The 14816-nt window shown below is 62.3% G+C and carries 14 protein-coding genes; 12 read left to right on the top strand and 2 right to left on the bottom strand.

Translation table 11 applies throughout. From position 1 onward, the window contains the following. Positions 1-319 precede the first annotated feature (319 nt). On the bottom strand, positions 320-574 hold the full coding sequence (locus tag JMJ97_RS08940) for a hypothetical protein (protein ID WP_161144548.1): 255 nt from the start codon (positions 572-574) through the stop codon (positions 320-322). A 149-nt stretch (positions 575-723) separates the two neighbouring features. Here JMJ97_RS08940 and JMJ97_RS08935 point away from each other — a divergent pair, with 149 nt between their 5' ends. From JMJ97_RS08935 to JMJ97_RS08905, 7 genes are all read left to right on the top strand, one after another. Beyond that, positions 724-2028 (top strand): aspartate aminotransferase type Ic, encoded by a 1305-nt coding sequence (locus tag JMJ97_RS08935; protein ID WP_260700009.1) that lies wholly within the window; start codon positions 724-726, stop codon positions 2026-2028. 51 nt (positions 2029-2079) lie between these two features. Further along, positions 2080-2394, top strand: a complete 315-nt coding sequence (locus JMJ97_RS08930) for an STAS domain-containing protein (protein ID WP_035137695.1) — start codon at positions 2080-2082, stop codon at positions 2392-2394. Between the two features lie 153 nt (positions 2395-2547). After that, positions 2548-3132: a twin-arginine translocase TatA/TatE family subunit gene (locus JMJ97_RS08925; protein ID WP_260700007.1), complete on the top strand. Its 585-nt coding sequence runs from the start codon at positions 2548-2550 to the stop codon at positions 3130-3132. Next, positions 3132-3923, top strand: coding sequence for a twin-arginine translocase subunit TatC (tatC, locus tag JMJ97_RS08920; RefSeq protein WP_055285525.1), 792 nt, complete (start codon positions 3132-3134; stop codon positions 3921-3923). The genes JMJ97_RS08925 and tatC overlap by 1 nt, the downstream gene beginning before the upstream one ends. A gap of 6 nt (positions 3924-3929) precedes the next feature. Beyond that, on the top strand, positions 3930-4286 hold the full coding sequence (hypA, locus tag JMJ97_RS08915) for a hydrogenase maturation nickel metallochaperone HypA (protein WP_260700006.1): 357 nt from the start codon (positions 3930-3932) through the stop codon (positions 4284-4286). A gap of 55 nt (positions 4287-4341) precedes the next feature. Further along, positions 4342-5025 carry a hydrogenase nickel incorporation protein HypB gene (gene hypB, locus JMJ97_RS08910; RefSeq protein WP_138374518.1) on the top strand — a complete coding sequence of 228 codons (684 nt, stop codon included), beginning with the start codon at positions 4342-4344 and terminating at the stop codon, positions 5023-5025. A 54-nt stretch (positions 5026-5079) separates the two neighbouring features. Then, entirely contained in the window at positions 5080-7671 is a 2592-nt protein-coding gene (locus JMJ97_RS08905) for a DNA topoisomerase I (RefSeq protein ID WP_260700005.1), read from the top strand. A 150-nt stretch (positions 7672-7821) separates the two neighbouring features. Here the strand turns inward: JMJ97_RS08905 and JMJ97_RS08900 are convergent, their stop codons facing one another. Continuing rightward, on the bottom strand, positions 7822-8805 hold the full coding sequence (locus tag JMJ97_RS08900) for a zinc-ribbon domain-containing protein (protein ID WP_260700004.1): 984 nt from the start codon (positions 8803-8805) through the stop codon (positions 7822-7824). 241 nt (positions 8806-9046) lie between these two features. Between JMJ97_RS08900 and tmk the strand changes: the two genes are divergently transcribed. From tmk to JMJ97_RS08875, 5 genes are all read left to right on the top strand, one after another. Next, on the top strand, positions 9047-9730 hold the full coding sequence (gene tmk / locus JMJ97_RS08895; RefSeq protein ID WP_161115023.1) for a dTMP kinase: 684 nt from the start codon (positions 9047-9049) through the stop codon (positions 9728-9730). 1 nt (position 9731) lies between these two features. After that, positions 9732-10859, top strand: coding sequence for a DNA polymerase III subunit (locus tag JMJ97_RS08890; RefSeq protein WP_195543920.1), 1128 nt, complete (start codon positions 9732-9734; stop codon positions 10857-10859). After that, the gene (locus JMJ97_RS08885; RefSeq protein ID WP_260700002.1) at positions 10850-12550 is read left to right on the top strand and encodes a PSP1 domain-containing protein; all 1701 of its coding nucleotides are present in this window, start codon (positions 10850-10852) and stop codon (positions 12548-12550) included. The genes JMJ97_RS08890 and JMJ97_RS08885 overlap by 10 nt, the downstream gene beginning before the upstream one ends. A 102-nt stretch (positions 12551-12652) precedes the next feature. After that, the gene (locus tag JMJ97_RS08880; protein WP_260700000.1) at positions 12653-13459 is read left to right on the top strand and encodes a ComF family protein; all 807 of its coding nucleotides are present in this window, start codon (positions 12653-12655) and stop codon (positions 13457-13459) included. 11 nt (positions 13460-13470) lie between these two features. Then, a complete protein-coding gene (locus JMJ97_RS08875) occupies positions 13471-14580 on the top strand; it encodes a hypothetical protein (RefSeq protein ID WP_260699998.1) in 1110 nt (369 codons plus the stop codon). Positions 14581-14816 lie beyond the last annotated feature (236 nt).

The following is a 14816-nucleotide window of genomic DNA, read 5'->3' as shown; positions in this document are numbered from 1 at the left end:
GGTGCTACTGGCCCCCTGCCAGATACCCCCGTGGTCAAAAAACGCTGTTTGTGAGTACTGTCACAAACGGCGTTTCATTTTAGGTGTGGAAAATAATGAACAAAGTTATAAGAGCTGTACGTTAATGAGTGACCATCGACTTCCAATTCGGCGCTAACTGACGGTGATTAAGGAGTTTCAAGTCCAGCATTGCCGATTTCGACCAAGAATCGCTGCTACTAAAAAGGTAACAGTACTCATATTTGCCCTTTTTTGGCCACAAGCCCTAAAACAAGCCTCGCCAGGGTCGGGAAACGGGCCAAATCGTCGGCCTCGAGGTTTATTCCACGGTGCCGTAGACGGCGCCCCAGCCGTGGGCGGCCAAGGCGGAGTTGAGCTGGTCGCAAAGCGATTGGCGGTCGTAGTAGCCGGGCGGCAAAAGGTTCACGATTTCCATAAGGTCGGGTGTCAGGTCCAAGATCTCGGCCTGCACGATGAGATCCAGGCGGTCGATGGCGTGGCGGTCGTAAAACAGTCCGTCGACCAGGCGCTGAAGGTCGCCGAATTCCTCGGCCTGGAACGATCCGTACTCCATAGTGCCTCCTTGGGCGCTTCATGCCGGCATGCGCGGCGATTCGTAATTCATTGCGATGGACTTAATCTATCACGGCTTCATAACGTTGCGACGGTGGCGGTCTATACTTAGAAGAATTGCAACGTACCGCTTCGTGAAAGGTCGCACCCATGCAGACGATCTACCAGAAGATGGAAACCACCGAACTCGATGCCGCCATCGAGGCGCTCAAAGCCGAGGTCGCCGAGGTCAAGGCCAAGGGCCTGGCGCTCGACATGGCCCGCGGCAAGCCGTCGCCCTCCCAGGTGGACATCTCTCGACCCATGCTCGATATCCTCAATGCCGATGCCGATCTGCACGACGGCAATGTCGACTGCTCCAACTACGGCTGCTTTGAGGGCATTCCCTCGGCACGCAAGCTGGCGGGGGAGTTCCTGGGTTGCCCCGCCGAGCAGACGCTCGTGCTGGGTTCGTCGAGCTTGCTGATCGAGCACGATATTGCCGGTATGTTCTGGCGTTGCGGCTCGTGCGGCAGCGAGCCCTGGGAGGCTTATGAGGCCGCGCACGACGGCAAGAAGGTCAAGTTCCTGTGCCCCGTTCCCGGCTACGACCGCCACTTTGGCATCACCGCCGATCTGGGTATCGAGAACGTCCCCGTCGCGATGACCGACAACGGCCCCGACATGGACGAGGTCGAGCGCCTGGTTGCCGCCGACGACTCCATCAAGGGTATCTGGTGCGTGCCCAAGTATTCCAACCCCACGGGCATTACCTTTAGCGAGGACACCGTGCGTCGCCTGGTCGAGATGCCCACGGCCGCGCCCGATTTCCGCATCTTCTGGGACAACGCCTACTGCGTGCACGACCTGTACGACGAGACCGACGAGCTCGCCAATATCTTCGACCTCGCTCGCGCGGCGGGCACCGAGGATCGCGTGGTGGCCTTCGCCTCGACGTCCAAGATCACCTTCCCGGGCGCCGGTATCGGCTTTATCGGTGCGAGCCCCGCTGTCATCGCCGAGTTCTCCAAGCGCCTGAAGGCAGGCCTTATCAGCGCCGACAAGCTCAACCAGCTGCGCCACGTGCGTTTCCTTCCCACCATCGAGGCGGTCAGGGAGCACATGAAAAAGCACGCCGAGTTCTTGCGCCCGCGCTTTGAGGCCGTTGAGCGCAAGCTCACCGAGGGCCTGGGCGATACGGGTTGCGCCACTTGGACGCATCCCCGCGGCGGCTACTTTGTGAGCTTTGATGGTCCCGAGGGCTCGGCCCAAAAGGTCGCTGCGCTTTGTGCTGACCTGGGCGTCAAGCTCACGCCGGCCGGTGCTACCTGGCCCTATGGCAAGGACCCGCGCGATACCAACATCCGCATCGCGCCGAGCTATCCCACGGTCGAGGACCTGGAGGCCGCGCTCGATGTGCTGGTGCTGGCCGTTAAGCTTGTCGCTGCCGAGCTCGCGCGTGCCGAGCGCGCCTAACGCGCGGCTTCCCGTACTATCCGCACCTTCGATACGTAAAGGAGCATATACATGGATTTGGGTATTTCCACCAACCCCACGCCAGAGCTCTACACCATTAAGGTAACCGGCGAGATCGACATCTCTAACGCCGATAGCCTGCGCAATGCCATCGACCTGGCGCTCGAGCAGCCCACTGAGGCCGTTGAGCTCGATTTTGCCCAGGTGAGCTACATCGATTCAACGGGCATTGGCGTGCTCGTGGGCGCCGCGCACCACGCGGTCGACCACGGCAAGCGTTTTAGCTGCACCAATGTGCAGCCCCCGGTAATGCGCGTGGTTCAGCTGTTGGGTGTCGACCAGGAGATTTCGATCACCGCTGCATAATCTTTGCCCCCAAAAGGGCGTGCCGTTTGGCATATGTTTGTGATGCGCTCGGACGTTTTGGCGTCCGGGCGCTATACTTGACCGAATGAATAGACGAGTTCCGGCCGAATGGCGCGGTGCGGGCTCGACTCACATCGAGCCTTGGAGGTATGTGTGTTTGGTATTGGAGAGGGTGAGCTCGCGATCATCGTGGTCTTCGGCTTTTTGCTGTTTGGCCCGGATAAGCTCCCGCAGATGGGCCGCACGATCGGCCGTGCCATCCGTCAGTTCCGCGAGACGCAGGAAAAGATGACGGCCGTTGTTCAGTCTGAGATTATCGATCCGGTGAGTGAGGCCGCTTCGGCTCCGGTCAAGCCCAAGAAGGCTGCTGCGACCGACGACGATTCCGATGCGGACGAGGATGCCGCCGAGACGGCAGCGCCCGCCAAGAAGGAGACCTTTGCCGAGCGTCGCGCCCGTCTTGCTGCCGAGAAGGCCGCGAGCGAGGCTGCCGCCGAGGGCGAGGGTGCTGCTGAGGAGTCCGAGGCCGAGGGTGCCGAGCCTGCCGCTGCCGCCGAGCCTGTCGTCGAGCCCGAACCTGCTGCAGAGCCCGAGCCCGAGCCGGCAGAGCCCACGACGGCTGACCTCTACGCCCGTCGTCCCCGCAAGCGCAAGGCCGTCGTCGACCAGCTCGCTCGTGAGCTCGAGGCCGAGGACGAAGCCGCTGCCGCCGACGCCCCGAAGGGAGGCGATGAGTAATGCCTATCGGACCTGCGCGTATGCCGCTCTTCGATCACCTGGGAGAGCTCCGTCGCCGTCTGACCATCGTGGTCGTATCGGTGTTTGCCGCCGCCATCGTGCTGTATTTCGCCACGCCCGTGGTGCTCGACATCCTGGAAGACCCCATCCGCTCCTTTGTGCCGGATGGTAAGTTCTACATCACCACCACGCTCGGCGGCTTTGGCTTGCGCTTCTCGCTGGCCATCAAGATGGCCGTGGTCATGTGCACGCCCATGATTATCTGGCAGATTCTGGCGTTTTTCCTGCCGGCGCTTCGCCCCAACGAGCGCAAATGGGTCGTGCCCACGGTGCTCGCCTCGACGGTGCTGTTCTTCCTGGGCGCAATCTTTTGCTACTTCATCATCATTCCTGCAGGCTTTGAGTGGCTCATCGGCGAGACTTCGGCAGTCGCTACGGCGCTGCCCGATTTGGAGAACTACGTCAACATGGAGCTGCTCTTTATGATTGGCTTTGGCGTGGCGTTTGAGCTGCCGCTCATCATCTTCTACCTGTCCGTTTTCCACATCGTGTCCTACGCGGCCTTCCGCAGCGCCTGGCGCTACGTGTACGTAGGCCTGCTCGTGGGCTCGGCTGTGATTACGCCCGACGGCTCGCCCGTTACGCTGGGCCTCATGTATGGCGCCCTGCTCTCGCTCTACGAGATTTCGCTTGCCATTGCCCGTGTGGTCATTACCGCGCGCGAGGGCAAGGAGGGCTTGTTTGTGAGCCGTCTGGACCTGTTCTCGGACGATGAGGACGACGAGGAGTAAATCGGTATGCACGAGGTTGGCATTGTCAACGGCATACTCGATACAGTGATTCGCGCGGCGCGTGGGGCGGGGGCCTCGCGCGCCGTTTTGGTAACGCTGCGTATCGGGGATATGACCGAAGTTGTGCGCGAGGCGCTCGACTTTGCGTGGGAGACATTTCGCGACGAGGACCCGCTCACGAAGGGCTGCGAGCTTGCCGTGGAGGAGGTCCATCCACAAAGCGAGTGTCTGGACTGCGGCGAGGTTTTCGACCACGATCGCTTCCACTGTCGCTGTCCCCAGTGTGGTGGTGCCAACGTGCGCCTACTGCACGGCCGCGAGCTCGACATCGCCAGTATAGAAATCGAAACCCCCGACGATTAGCCCGCCAGCCACCTGGGGACGGGGTATAAAGGGGCCAAAGTAAGGAGTACCGAGCATGGCCGAGAAAACGATTGATATCGCGTCGCCGATTCTGTCGCGCAATGAGCGCCTGGCAGATCAGCTGCGTCAGCGATTTAAAGAGACAAACACCTATGTGATCAATGTGCTGTCGAGCCCCGGTTCGGGCAAGACCACCACGATTTTGGGCACCAACGAGCGCCTGCGCGACAAGGCCGGCCTGCGCTGCGCCGTCATCGAGGGCGATATCGCCTCGGATGTCGATGCCATCACCATGAAGGAAGCCGGCATGCCCGCCATCCAGATCAACACGGGCGGCCTGTGCCACCTCGAGGGCAACATGATCATGGAGGCCGTTGACGCGTTCGACCAGGCCGTCGGTCTGGAGAACATCGACGTCATCTTTATCGAAAACGTGGGTAACCTGGTCTGCCCGGTCGACTTTGACCTGGGCGAGAACCTGTCCATCATGATCCTCTCGGTGCCCGAGGGCGACGACAAGCCCATCAAGTACCCGGGCATCTTCCAACACGCCGGCGCGCAGCTGCTCAACAAGGTCGACGTGGCTCCGGCTTTCGATTTTGACATGGATAGGTATACTAAGACACTCGATGACCTCAATCCGCAGGCGCCGCGGTTTGCCGTGAGTGCGCGCAAGGGCGAGGGCATGGATGCCTGGTGCGATTGGCTCATCGGGCAGATTGAGCAAGCAAGGGCGTAAGTCGGCCGCCATACGGGCGGGCGTAGCCGCAGAGATACGAGATAGGAGCCTCTTTTGAAGCTCATCATCGCCGAGAAAAACGACGCCGCGCGTCAGATCGCCGAGCGTCTGTCCACGGGCAAGCCCAAAAAGGACAAGGTGTACAACACCGCCATCTACCGTTTTGAGTGGAAGGGCGAGGAGTGCGTGACGATCGGCCTTGCCGGTCACATCCTCGCGCCCGATTTTTGTGACAGCGTGCTGTTCGATAAAAAGCTGGGCTGGTATTCGGTCGCCGAGGACGGCGAGATGCTGCCGGCCGACATACCCGATGGCCTGGCGCGTCCGCCCTACGACACCAAGCGTAAACCGTTCCTTGCCGACGGCATTTCCATCAAGGGCTGGAAGCTCGAGAGCCTGCCTTACCTCACCTGGGCACCCGTCATTAAGCTACCGGCCGAGAAGGAGCTCATTCGTTCGCTCAAGAACCTGGCTAAGAAGTCCGACAGCGTCATCATCGCCACGGACTTCGACCGCGAGGGCGAGCTGATCGGTTCGGACGCTCTCAACAAGGTGCGCGAGGTGGCGCCCGACTTGCCGGTTGCCCGCGCCCAGTACTCTTCGTTTACCAAGGCCGAGATCACGCACGCCTTCGATAATCTCGTCTCACTCGACCAGAATCTAGCCGACGCCGGTGAGAGCCGCCAGCATATCGACCTCATTTGGGGCGCGGTGCTCACGCGCTATCTGACGCTCGCCAAGTTCGGCGGCTTTGGTAACGTGCGCTCTGCCGGCCGCGTGCAGACGCCGACGCTCGCCCTGGTGGTCGAGCGCGAGCGCGAGCGCATGGCGTTTGTGCCCGAGGACTATTGGCAGATTCGCGGCATGGGTGCCGCGCAGGGCGCTGCCGAGGACGACCGCTTTAAGATCGCGCACAAGACGGCGCGTTTTACCGACAAGGATGCTGCCGAGACGGCGTACGGCCATGTCGACGGCGCCAAGACGGCGACCGTTGCCGCGGTGACCAAGCGCTCGCGTAAGCAGCAGCCGCCCACGCCGTTTGCGACCACCTCGCTGCAGGCTGCTGCCGCAGCCGAGGGCATCTCGCCTGCGCGTACCATGCGCATCGCCGAGTCCCTCTACATGGCGGGCCTCATCAGCTACCCGCGTGTCGACAATACCGTGTACCCTGCGACGCTCGATCTGGGCGCCGTGGTGAGCGATCTGGCAAAGATCAACCCGGCGCTGGCGCCGGTGTGCAAAAAGGTGCTCGCCGGTCCCATGAAGCCCACGCGCGGCAAGGTCGAGACCACCGATCACCCGCCTATCTATCCTACGGGCGAGGGCGATCCGTCCACGCTCGACGGCGGCCAGCGTAAGCTCTACGACCTCATCGCCCGTCGCTTCCTGGCGACGCTTATGGGTCCTGCGACCATCGAGAACACCAAGCTCGAGCTCGACGTGAACGGTGAGCCGTTCGTGGCTTCGGGCGATGTGCTCGTGACCCCTGGCTTCCGCGAGGCCTACCCGTACGGCCTTAAACGCGACGAGCAGATGCCGCCGCTTGAGCGGGGCGATACGGTCGACGTATTCGACATTAAGCTCGAGGCCAAACAGACCGAGCCGCCCGCGCGCTACAGCCAGGGCAAGCTCGTGCAGGAGATGGAGAAGCGCGGCCTGGGCACCAAGTCCACGCGTGCGAGCATCATCGAGCGTCTGTACGCCGTGCGCTACCTCAAAAACGATCCCGTGGAGCCGAGCCAGCTGGGCATCGCCATCATCGACGCGCTGACGCAGTTTGCCCCGCGCATCACGAGCCCCGATATGACCAGCGAGCTCGATGGCGACATGACCCGCGTGGAGCGCGGCGAGGACACCGAAGAGCATGTCGTGACGCACTCGCGCGCGCTGCTGGCCGGCGTGCTCGACGAGCTGCTCAAGCACACGCAGGAGCTGGGCGACGCCATCAGCGACGCCGTCACGGCTGATGCGCGCGTGGGCGCCTGCCCCAAGTGCGGCAAGGACCTGGTTATGAAGACGAGCGCCAAGACCCGCGGCAGCTTTATCGGCTGCATGGGCTGGCCCGACTGCGACGTGACCTATCCGGTGCCGAGCGGCGTCAAGGTAAGCCCGCTCGAGGGCGAGGCGGCCGTGTGCCCCGAGTGCGGTGCGCCGCGCATTAAGTGCCAGCCGTTCCGCCAGAAGGCCTTCGAGATTTGCGTGAACCCCACGTGCCCCACCAACTACGAGCCTGACCTTAAGGTGGGCGAGTGCAAGGTGTGCGCCGAGGCAGGACGCCATGGCGACCTAATCGCGCACAAGAGCGAAAAGAGCGGCAAGCGCTTTATCCGCTGCACCAACTACGATGACTGCGGCGTGAGCTATCCACTGCCGGCGCGCGGCAAGCTCGAGGCGACGGGCGAGACCTGCCCCGAGTGCGGCGCTCCCATCGTGGTGGTCAACACCGCGCGCGGCCCGTGGCGCATCTGCGTCAACATGGACTGCCCGACCAAGGAGAAGAGGCCCGCCCGCGGCCGTAAGACTGCGACCAAGGCGAGCACGGCGAAGAAGACCACGGCAGCAAAGAAGACTGCTGCCAAGAAGACGACGGCCAAAAAGACGACTGCCAAGAAGTCGACTACCAAAAAGACCGCTGCCGACAAGTAACCGAGCACATATAGACACGGCGGGGCCGGGCGCGCAAATGCAAATGCGTGCCCGGCCCCACTTCTAAGTTGCGGTGAAATAGGGACTGTTTTTGCTGGCAAAGGCCTAATTAATCCCTATTTCACCGCAAGTTTTGATCAGTTGTTGGGATTACTTCACCTCGACAGGCTTGGCGCCGGGATAGCGCTCCTCAAAGTCTAGGCGATACTTATTGTCATTGGTGCCCGCCACGTTGTCGCGCGACAGCGGCGCCACGATCTCATTCTTGTGGTCCGCAGGCTTGGCGTATTTCAGGCTGATCTCCCAGGCATCACAGATTGCGTCAATGCGGTGATCCAGGTCGTCGTACAGGGCGATGATGTCCTTCCAGGAGCTATAGTTCTTGGAGCTCGTCGGGACGTCTAGGTCCTCGACGATGTCGTAATACTGCTCGATGGTGTCCTCTGTGCGCTCGGCGACGTCGGCGAGATTTTGACGGGTGGTCCGATCCTCTTCCAGATAGCTGCCGTTGAAGTTCTGCGCGCAGCCACGGACGTAGTTGTCGAGGTCTTCGAGCAAGTCGTAGTATTCGCTCAGGCGACGGTAGAGGTTCTGCTCGGAGAGCGTTGCTTCGCCGCCATCCTCGTCGTCATCGTCATCATCGTCGTACAGGCTGTTGGGATCGCCGAGAGGCTTTAGGTCATCGTCGTCGACGTCATGGTGCAGCTTAGCTACCTCGGCAGTCGTCTGCGTGGCGGCGCTGTCGAAAGGCTTGATCACAAAGAAAACGACCAGGGCGATGATGATCGCCACCAGCACAACGATAACGGCGATAAGCGGCCCGGCGCCGCTCTTTTTGGGAGCGGGGGTCTGTGGCGAAGCGGGCGCGTATGCGGGAGCCGGCTGCTGTTGGGGCGAGCCGCTCGCGATGGGTATGCGCTGCGTGGTCTCGACGGCCGCGGGGCTTGCGGCGGGGTCGGGGCGATAGGCGAGGGGGTCGTCCGCCTTGGCTTGCGGCGCATCAAGGGAGCCGGTCTGCTCAAAAGCGGGCTGGCTATCGCTCGCGGTTGTTTGCTCAACGGGTGCACCGCACGAGGTGCAGAACTTGGCATTATCTGCAAGAAGCTTGCCGCACGAGGCGCAATACCGAGACATTGCCACTCCTTTCGCCACATTTCAATGCAATACGACGATTATACCCAGCGTCCAAAATTCCCCATCATAAGTTGCGGTGAAATAGGGACTGTTTGGCGGTCTCAGAGCTTCAATCAGTCCCTATTTCACCGCAACTTTGGAAAGGCACCTTTAGCCATTGGGGACGCACCGAGCACTGGGGTATCATGGCTTGGTTGATATATATCTGCATTTACGCGCCTTGTAGGAAGGGGCTGCGCCCATGGCTTTTGAGCCCGCTCAACATAGCTTCATTACGCTCGAGGGTGTCGATGGCGCCGGTAAATCTACGCAGGCGCGCCTGCTTGCCCGTGCGCTCGAGCTCGCTGGCTACCAGGTTGTGAGCCTGCGCGAGCCGGGCGGTACCGCCATCAGCGAAAAGATCCGTGCTCTGCTGCTCGACCCTGCCAATACGGCGATGGGCGACACCTGCGAGTTGCTGCTCTACGAGGCGGCACGCGCTCAGTTGGTGCACGAGGTCATCGCGCCCGCCCTTGCTGCCGGCAAGGTGGTCCTGTGCGATCGCTTCTACGATTCCACGACCTGCTACCAGGCGTTTGCCGATGGCCTCGATCGTCAGATGGTGCGCGATGCCAACAACCTGGCCGTCGCGGGTACGCACCCGGCGCTCACGCTCGTCTATCACATCACGCCCGAGCAGGCGGCGCTGCGCATGGCAGCCCGTGGCGCGGCAGATCGCATGGAGGCTAAGGGCATGGCCTTCCAAGAGCGTGTCTACCAGGGTTTTTGCGCAATTGCCGCCGAGGAGCCAAACCGCGTAAAGCTCATCGACGCGACCGCGTCCATCGAGGACGTATTCGCACAGACGGTCGAGCAGGTTCGCGCCTACGGCCTCGACATTTCCCAGGATGCCGTCACCGCCGCGCTTGCCCAGGAGGCCGAGTAACATGGCCCCCGCTCAGGCAAGCCTGCTGGCCAAGCTTGACACCCAACAGCGCGTGCGCGACTTTTTGACCAATGCCGTCGCCAGCGGTCGCGCATCGCACGCCTACCTGTTTTTGGGCGCGCCCGGCGCGGGCAAGCTCGACGCCGCGTGGGCGCTCGCCCAAGCCTTCCTGTGCGAGCAGGATGGCTGCGGCTCATGCGATAGCTGCGTGCGCGTCGCCCGCCATACGCACCCCGACGTGCACTATTACACGCCCGAGAGCGCCACGGGCTACCTTATCGCCCAGACACGCGAGCTGCTCGACGACGTGCCCCTGGCGCCCATCCGTGCCAAGGCCAAGGTCTACATCATTGACCGTGCCGAGCAGCTGCGCGCCAACACCGCCAACGCATTGCTCAAAACTCTCGAGGAGCCGCCCGAGGGCGTTATGTTCATCCTGCTGGGCACCTCGGCAGACGTGATGCTGCCCACTATCGTGAGTCGTTGCCAGTGCGTGCCGTTTCGGCTGGTATCGCCCGCCGTCGCCGCGCAGGCCGTGAGCCGCGCCACCGGTCAGGACCCTGCGCGTTGCCGCATGGCCGTCGCCGTGGCGGGAAGCCCCACGCGTGGCATCGAGTTCCTCAAGAGCGCCGAGCGCCAGGACGCCCGCCGTCAGATGGTTCGCGCCATCGATTCGCTTATCGCCGCCGACGAGGCCGACGTGCTCAGCCGCGCCAAGTCACTCATCGTCGCCGTTAAGGCGCCGCTCGCCGAGGTCAAGTCCACACAGGAAAAGGTGCTCGAGCAAAACGCCGACTACCTGTCGCGTGGAGCATTGAAGCAGCTTGAGGACCGCAACAAGCGCGAACTCAACGCGCGCGAGCGTTCGGGTATCATGGAAGCGCTGGCGAGCGCGCGGACGCTCATGCGCGACGTGCTGCTGACGCTTCAGGACAAGGCAGCCGACGTGGTGAACGAAGACGTGCGCGACACGATCGGTCGGCTTGCCGCCGCGACCAATGTTGCGGGTGCCACACGGGCGCTCGAGGCAGTCGCGACCGCCGAGCGCAACATCGCCAGAAACGTTACTCCCCAGCTGGCCATCGAGGTCATGCTGTTCGATATCAGGAAGGCACTGAAATGCCGTTAGTTGTACCCGTTAAGTTTACCTACGCCTCGCGCGACCTGTGGTTCGATCCGCAGGATTTGGATATCCTCGAGGCCGATTATGCCATTTGCTCCACCGAGCGCGGAACCGAGATCGGCCTGGTCACGGCCGATCCCTTTGAGGTGCCGCAAGACGAGATCGGTCAGCCGCTCAAGCCCGTGCTGCGCGTGGCGAGCGACATCGACCTGCAGCTTGCTGACGACCTGGCCATCCAGGGCGACGAGGCCATGGTCGATTTCCGCCGTCTGGTCAAAGAGCTCGACCTCGAGATGAAGCCGGTCGGCGTCGAGTACCTGTTTGGCGGCGAGAAGGCCGTGTTCTACTTTGCCGCCGAGGAGCGTGTCGATTTTCGCCAGCTCGTCAAGGACTTGTCCTCGACGCTGCATATTCGCGTCGACATGCGCCAGATCGGTGTGCGCGACGAGACCCGTCTGGTGGGCGGCTATGCCCAATGCGGACAGGAGCTCTGCTGCACGCGCTTTGGCGGACAGTTTGAGCCCGTTTCGATTCGCATGGCAAAAGAGCAGGACCTGCCGCTCAACTCGTCCAAGATCAGCGGCGTGTGCGGCCGCCTGATGTGCTGCCTGCGTTATGAGTTCGAGGCGTACAAGGACTTTAAGAGCCGTGCGCCCAAAAAGAAGACGCTCATCGATACGCCGCTTGGCAAGGCGCGTATTCAGGAATACGACACGCCGCGTGAGCAGCTGGTGCTGCGCCTGGAGAACGGCAAAGTCTTTAAGGTCAACCTGGCCGATATGACCTGCTCGGAGGGCTGCAAGAAGAAGGCTGCCGAGCAGGGCTGCAATTGCCGCCCCGATTGTGTGACGCGCGATGTGCTCGAGCGCATCGAGTCGCCCGAGATGCGTCTGGCGCTCATGGAGCTCGACCGCGAGAACGGCGTCGACGTGGGCGATGGCCTGTCGAACGCCGATTGCCTGGCGGGCATATCGATGCCCAAGCGCCGTCGTCGCGATGCCGAATCCGATGCTCGCGCCGGTCAGGGCCAGGGCGAGGGCCGTGGCCGCGGAAAAGGCCGCGGTAAGGCCGAGACACCTGAGGCCGAGGGGGCGGCCGATGGCCGTCGCCGTCGCAAGCGCGCGGGCTCGGGCGATGCTACCGAGGTTGCAGCCGCGGGCAAGAACGCCTCTCGCGAGCGCGAGGTTCAGCAGCCCCAGCAGCAGAATCGCGGCGGCGGCATGAACCCCACACGTCGCCGCCGCCGTCATCTGTCGAGCGAGGAGCGCGAGGACGCCTTCCGCGCCGCAGCTGCTCGCGAGGCCGGTGCCGCTTCCAAGGGCGCCTCGGCCTCCGATGCGCCTGTCGACAAGAGCGGCAAGTCACGTGGCGAGGAGGAGCGCGCGCCGCGTCCGCGCCGTCGCCATTCCTCGGGCGCGCAACAGAAGCCCTCAGTGCCCTCCGTGGCCGATCAGGTCTCGGATGGCGAGGTCAAGGTCACGCGCCGTCGTCCCGGGGATGGCGGGGGAGCGGCTGCCAAGGCTTCGCGTGGCGCCGCTCGCGACGAGCGCGAGCCGCGCGAGAATCGCGGTGGCGAGGGCTCGGCCGACCAGGGTCAAAAGCGCCGTCGCCGTCGTCGTTCCCGCAAGCCGCGCCAGGATGGTGGCGAGGGCTCGACCCCGTCTTCGTCCGCACCACAACCGCCCGCCGGCGAATAACGCCCGCGAGCGGATTTAACCCGCCTTGCCCCGAGCGCATCGGGGTATCATAGCGCCGAATCAACAACCCTCCCTGCGATCGAGCGTAGGGAGGGTTGTGTCTTGAAGAGCCATCTGAACATATTGAGCCGTCTGCAGAGTGCCGGTGCCCTACCGTTTGCGGACGAATTGCTACCGTTTGCCGAGCGCGCGACGTACGAGGCGCTCGAGGCATTGTCGCCAACACGATGTACCGGCTGCGAGCGCGCCGGTGCGCTTATTTGCCAAGACTGCCTGGCCGCGCTCACGCTCATCGACCCACGTCATAGCTGCACCCGATGTGGCGCCCCGTTTGGGGATTTGCTGTGCACTGAGTGTTCGGTCGAGGGCACGTCCTCGGCAATGGCCGAGGCGCTCGATCGCTGCCTGGCGTGTGCCGTCTACGCACATCCGCTGCCGCGCATCATCAGGGCGTACAAGGATGCGGGCGAGCGACGTCTGGCTCCGTATCTGGCGGAGCTGCTCTACGACACCGCCCTGCATGCCCAGGTCGTAGCTCCCGATCGCTACGGAGGCGTGCTTTCCGGTGCGGATGCGGTGGTGTTTGTGCCTGCGACGGCGGCAGCGTTTCGGCGGCGTGGTTTTGATCATATGGAGGCTATTGCGCGCCCATTTTGCGAGCTGTCGGGTGTTCCTCTGCTCGATGCTCTCGTCAAGTACGGGCATGGCGACCAGCGCGAACTCGGTCGTGAGGAGCGCCGCGAGCGTGCCCGAGGTATGTACGAGACGGTTGAGGACGTGCACGGCCGCCGCCTGCTGCTTATCGACGACGTTATCACCACGGGTGCGACGATGGCAGCGGCTTCGGCGGAACTCAAGCGCGCCGGTGCCACGGCCGTTGATGGCCTCGCTATCGCACGCGTTTGGTAGGGGTGGTTCAGATGGCAATAAAGATCGGGCAGCGTGGCAAGCCTGCAAGCGAGCAGCTGGCTGCTTCCGTAATTCTGACGGGCGCCTCGGCGCTACGCATGATGCGCGCCGAGCGCCGACAAATGGGTTACATCAGCTGGAGGGACCTCAGTCCCGATGAAGAGTGCCGTGTGCTGCGCGCGTCGTCGCCCTCGATTGAGGACATCTATCTTCCCGACTTGGTGCGGATTGGGGCCGCAAGCGGCGAGGTGCAAGAAGATCTTTGCTTGCTGGTGGGATCTGCGGCGCAGCGCCGCCGCATGCCTGGCGTGGGCTGGTCCGTATGCTCTGGGTTGCCCGCCGGCTCGATTCTAGAGGTGGAACCAGGGGTGTACAGTCTATCTCCCGAGGCCCTTTGTGTTGCCGTCGCCCGCGAGGTCGGCTGTATCCAGGCATTTGCCCTGGCCCAGGAGCTGTGCTCTAAGATTTCGCTGAGTGACCGCGGGCAGTATCTACCTCCCTACACATCGCCTGTCGTGAACAAATTGGCAAAGGACAAAGACCAGCCGCCAGATGTCGGTTACTTTGAGGTCGAGTCCGTGCTGACACCCGATTGCCTGGTAGATTACCTCGCGGCATGCAAGGGGAATGTGGCCAAACAGCTGCTGCGCCTGTGTCCCTACCTGTCAGAAAATCTGCGCTCGCCCATGGAGTGCATCATGCTCGCTCTGTTTTCGCTTCCGTTTTCCTATGGCGGATTTGCCTGCGGTCCCTTTAAGACCGACTACAAGATCGAGTTCGATGACCGTGCGCAGGCAATCTCGGGGATGCCGCATGCAGTTTGCGATGCGTATCAGGAAGCAGCCCAGTTTGACCTGGAATACAACGGTGAGCTGGGCCATTCCTCCCGGAGGGGACGTATCCATGATGAAAAACGCAACACGGGCTTGATTACTATGGGAATCGAGGTCGCGACGGTCAATAACGAGATGCTCTGCGACATGGAGGCAATGGAGGCGCTCGCATGGCGCATGCACCAGCGTATGCGAAAGCGGTACCGGAATCGTGTCGATGCCCGCAGGAAAAAGCAAGAGGCGCTGCTTAACACGCTGCGGGCGTGTTTTGGGCTTAAGCCGGTCTAATTCGCGTCGAAAATAGAGGGTTAATCATATGCCCTGGCCATAATATGGCAAATATGAGTACTGTCACTAAATCAGTAACAGCAAAATCAAGGAATTTAGAACTCGGAGGTGGCGTAAAGTAAGAAGATAATAAACAAATGTAGAATAACTAAGGATCGCGCGAATTTTTGTGGTGTAAGAGGGGGGGGGCCGCGTCAGCGCCCCCTGCGCCTAAGGCTATTCCGCAACGCCGTGGC

Source organism: Collinsella aerofaciens, assembly GCF_025289055.1.
In the GTDB taxonomy this organism is placed as follows: domain Bacteria; phylum Actinomycetota; class Coriobacteriia; order Coriobacteriales; family Coriobacteriaceae; genus Collinsella.
The sequence above is the reverse complement of the archived record's forward strand: the minus strand, read 5'-3'. Positions and strand labels throughout refer to the sequence as shown.

Bases quoted from the DNA above. Each gene is read 5' to 3' on its own strand.
- tatC (WP_055285525.1), top strand. From the start codon at position 3,132: ATGCCTATCGGACCTGCGCGTATGCCGCTCTTCGATCACCTGGGAGAG.
- JMJ97_RS08930 (WP_035137695.1), top strand. From the start codon at position 2,080: ATGGATTTGGGTATTTCCACCAACCCCACGCCAGAGCTCTACACCATT.
- JMJ97_RS08940 (WP_161144548.1), bottom strand. From the start codon at position 574: ATGGAGTACGGATCGTTCCAGGCCGAGGAATTCGGCGACCTTCAGCGC.
- hypA (WP_260700006.1), top strand. From the start codon at position 3,930: ATGCACGAGGTTGGCATTGTCAACGGCATACTCGATACAGTGATTCGC.
- tmk (WP_161115023.1), top strand. From the start codon at position 9,047: ATGGCTTTTGAGCCCGCTCAACATAGCTTCATTACGCTCGAGGGTGTC.
- JMJ97_RS08890 (WP_195543920.1), top strand. From the start codon at position 9,732: ATGGCCCCCGCTCAGGCAAGCCTGCTGGCCAAGCTTGACACCCAACAG.
- JMJ97_RS08885 (WP_260700002.1), top strand. From the start codon at position 10,850: ATGCCGTTAGTTGTACCCGTTAAGTTTACCTACGCCTCGCGCGACCTG.
- JMJ97_RS08935 (WP_260700009.1), top strand. From the start codon at position 724: ATGCAGACGATCTACCAGAAGATGGAAACCACCGAACTCGATGCCGCC.
- hypB (WP_138374518.1), top strand. From the start codon at position 4,342: ATGGCCGAGAAAACGATTGATATCGCGTCGCCGATTCTGTCGCGCAAT.
- JMJ97_RS08900 (WP_260700004.1), bottom strand. From the start codon at position 8,805: ATGTCTCGGTATTGCGCCTCGTGCGGCAAGCTTCTTGCAGATAATGCC.
- JMJ97_RS08875 (WP_260699998.1), top strand. From the start codon at position 13,471: ATGGCAATAAAGATCGGGCAGCGTGGCAAGCCTGCAAGCGAGCAGCTG.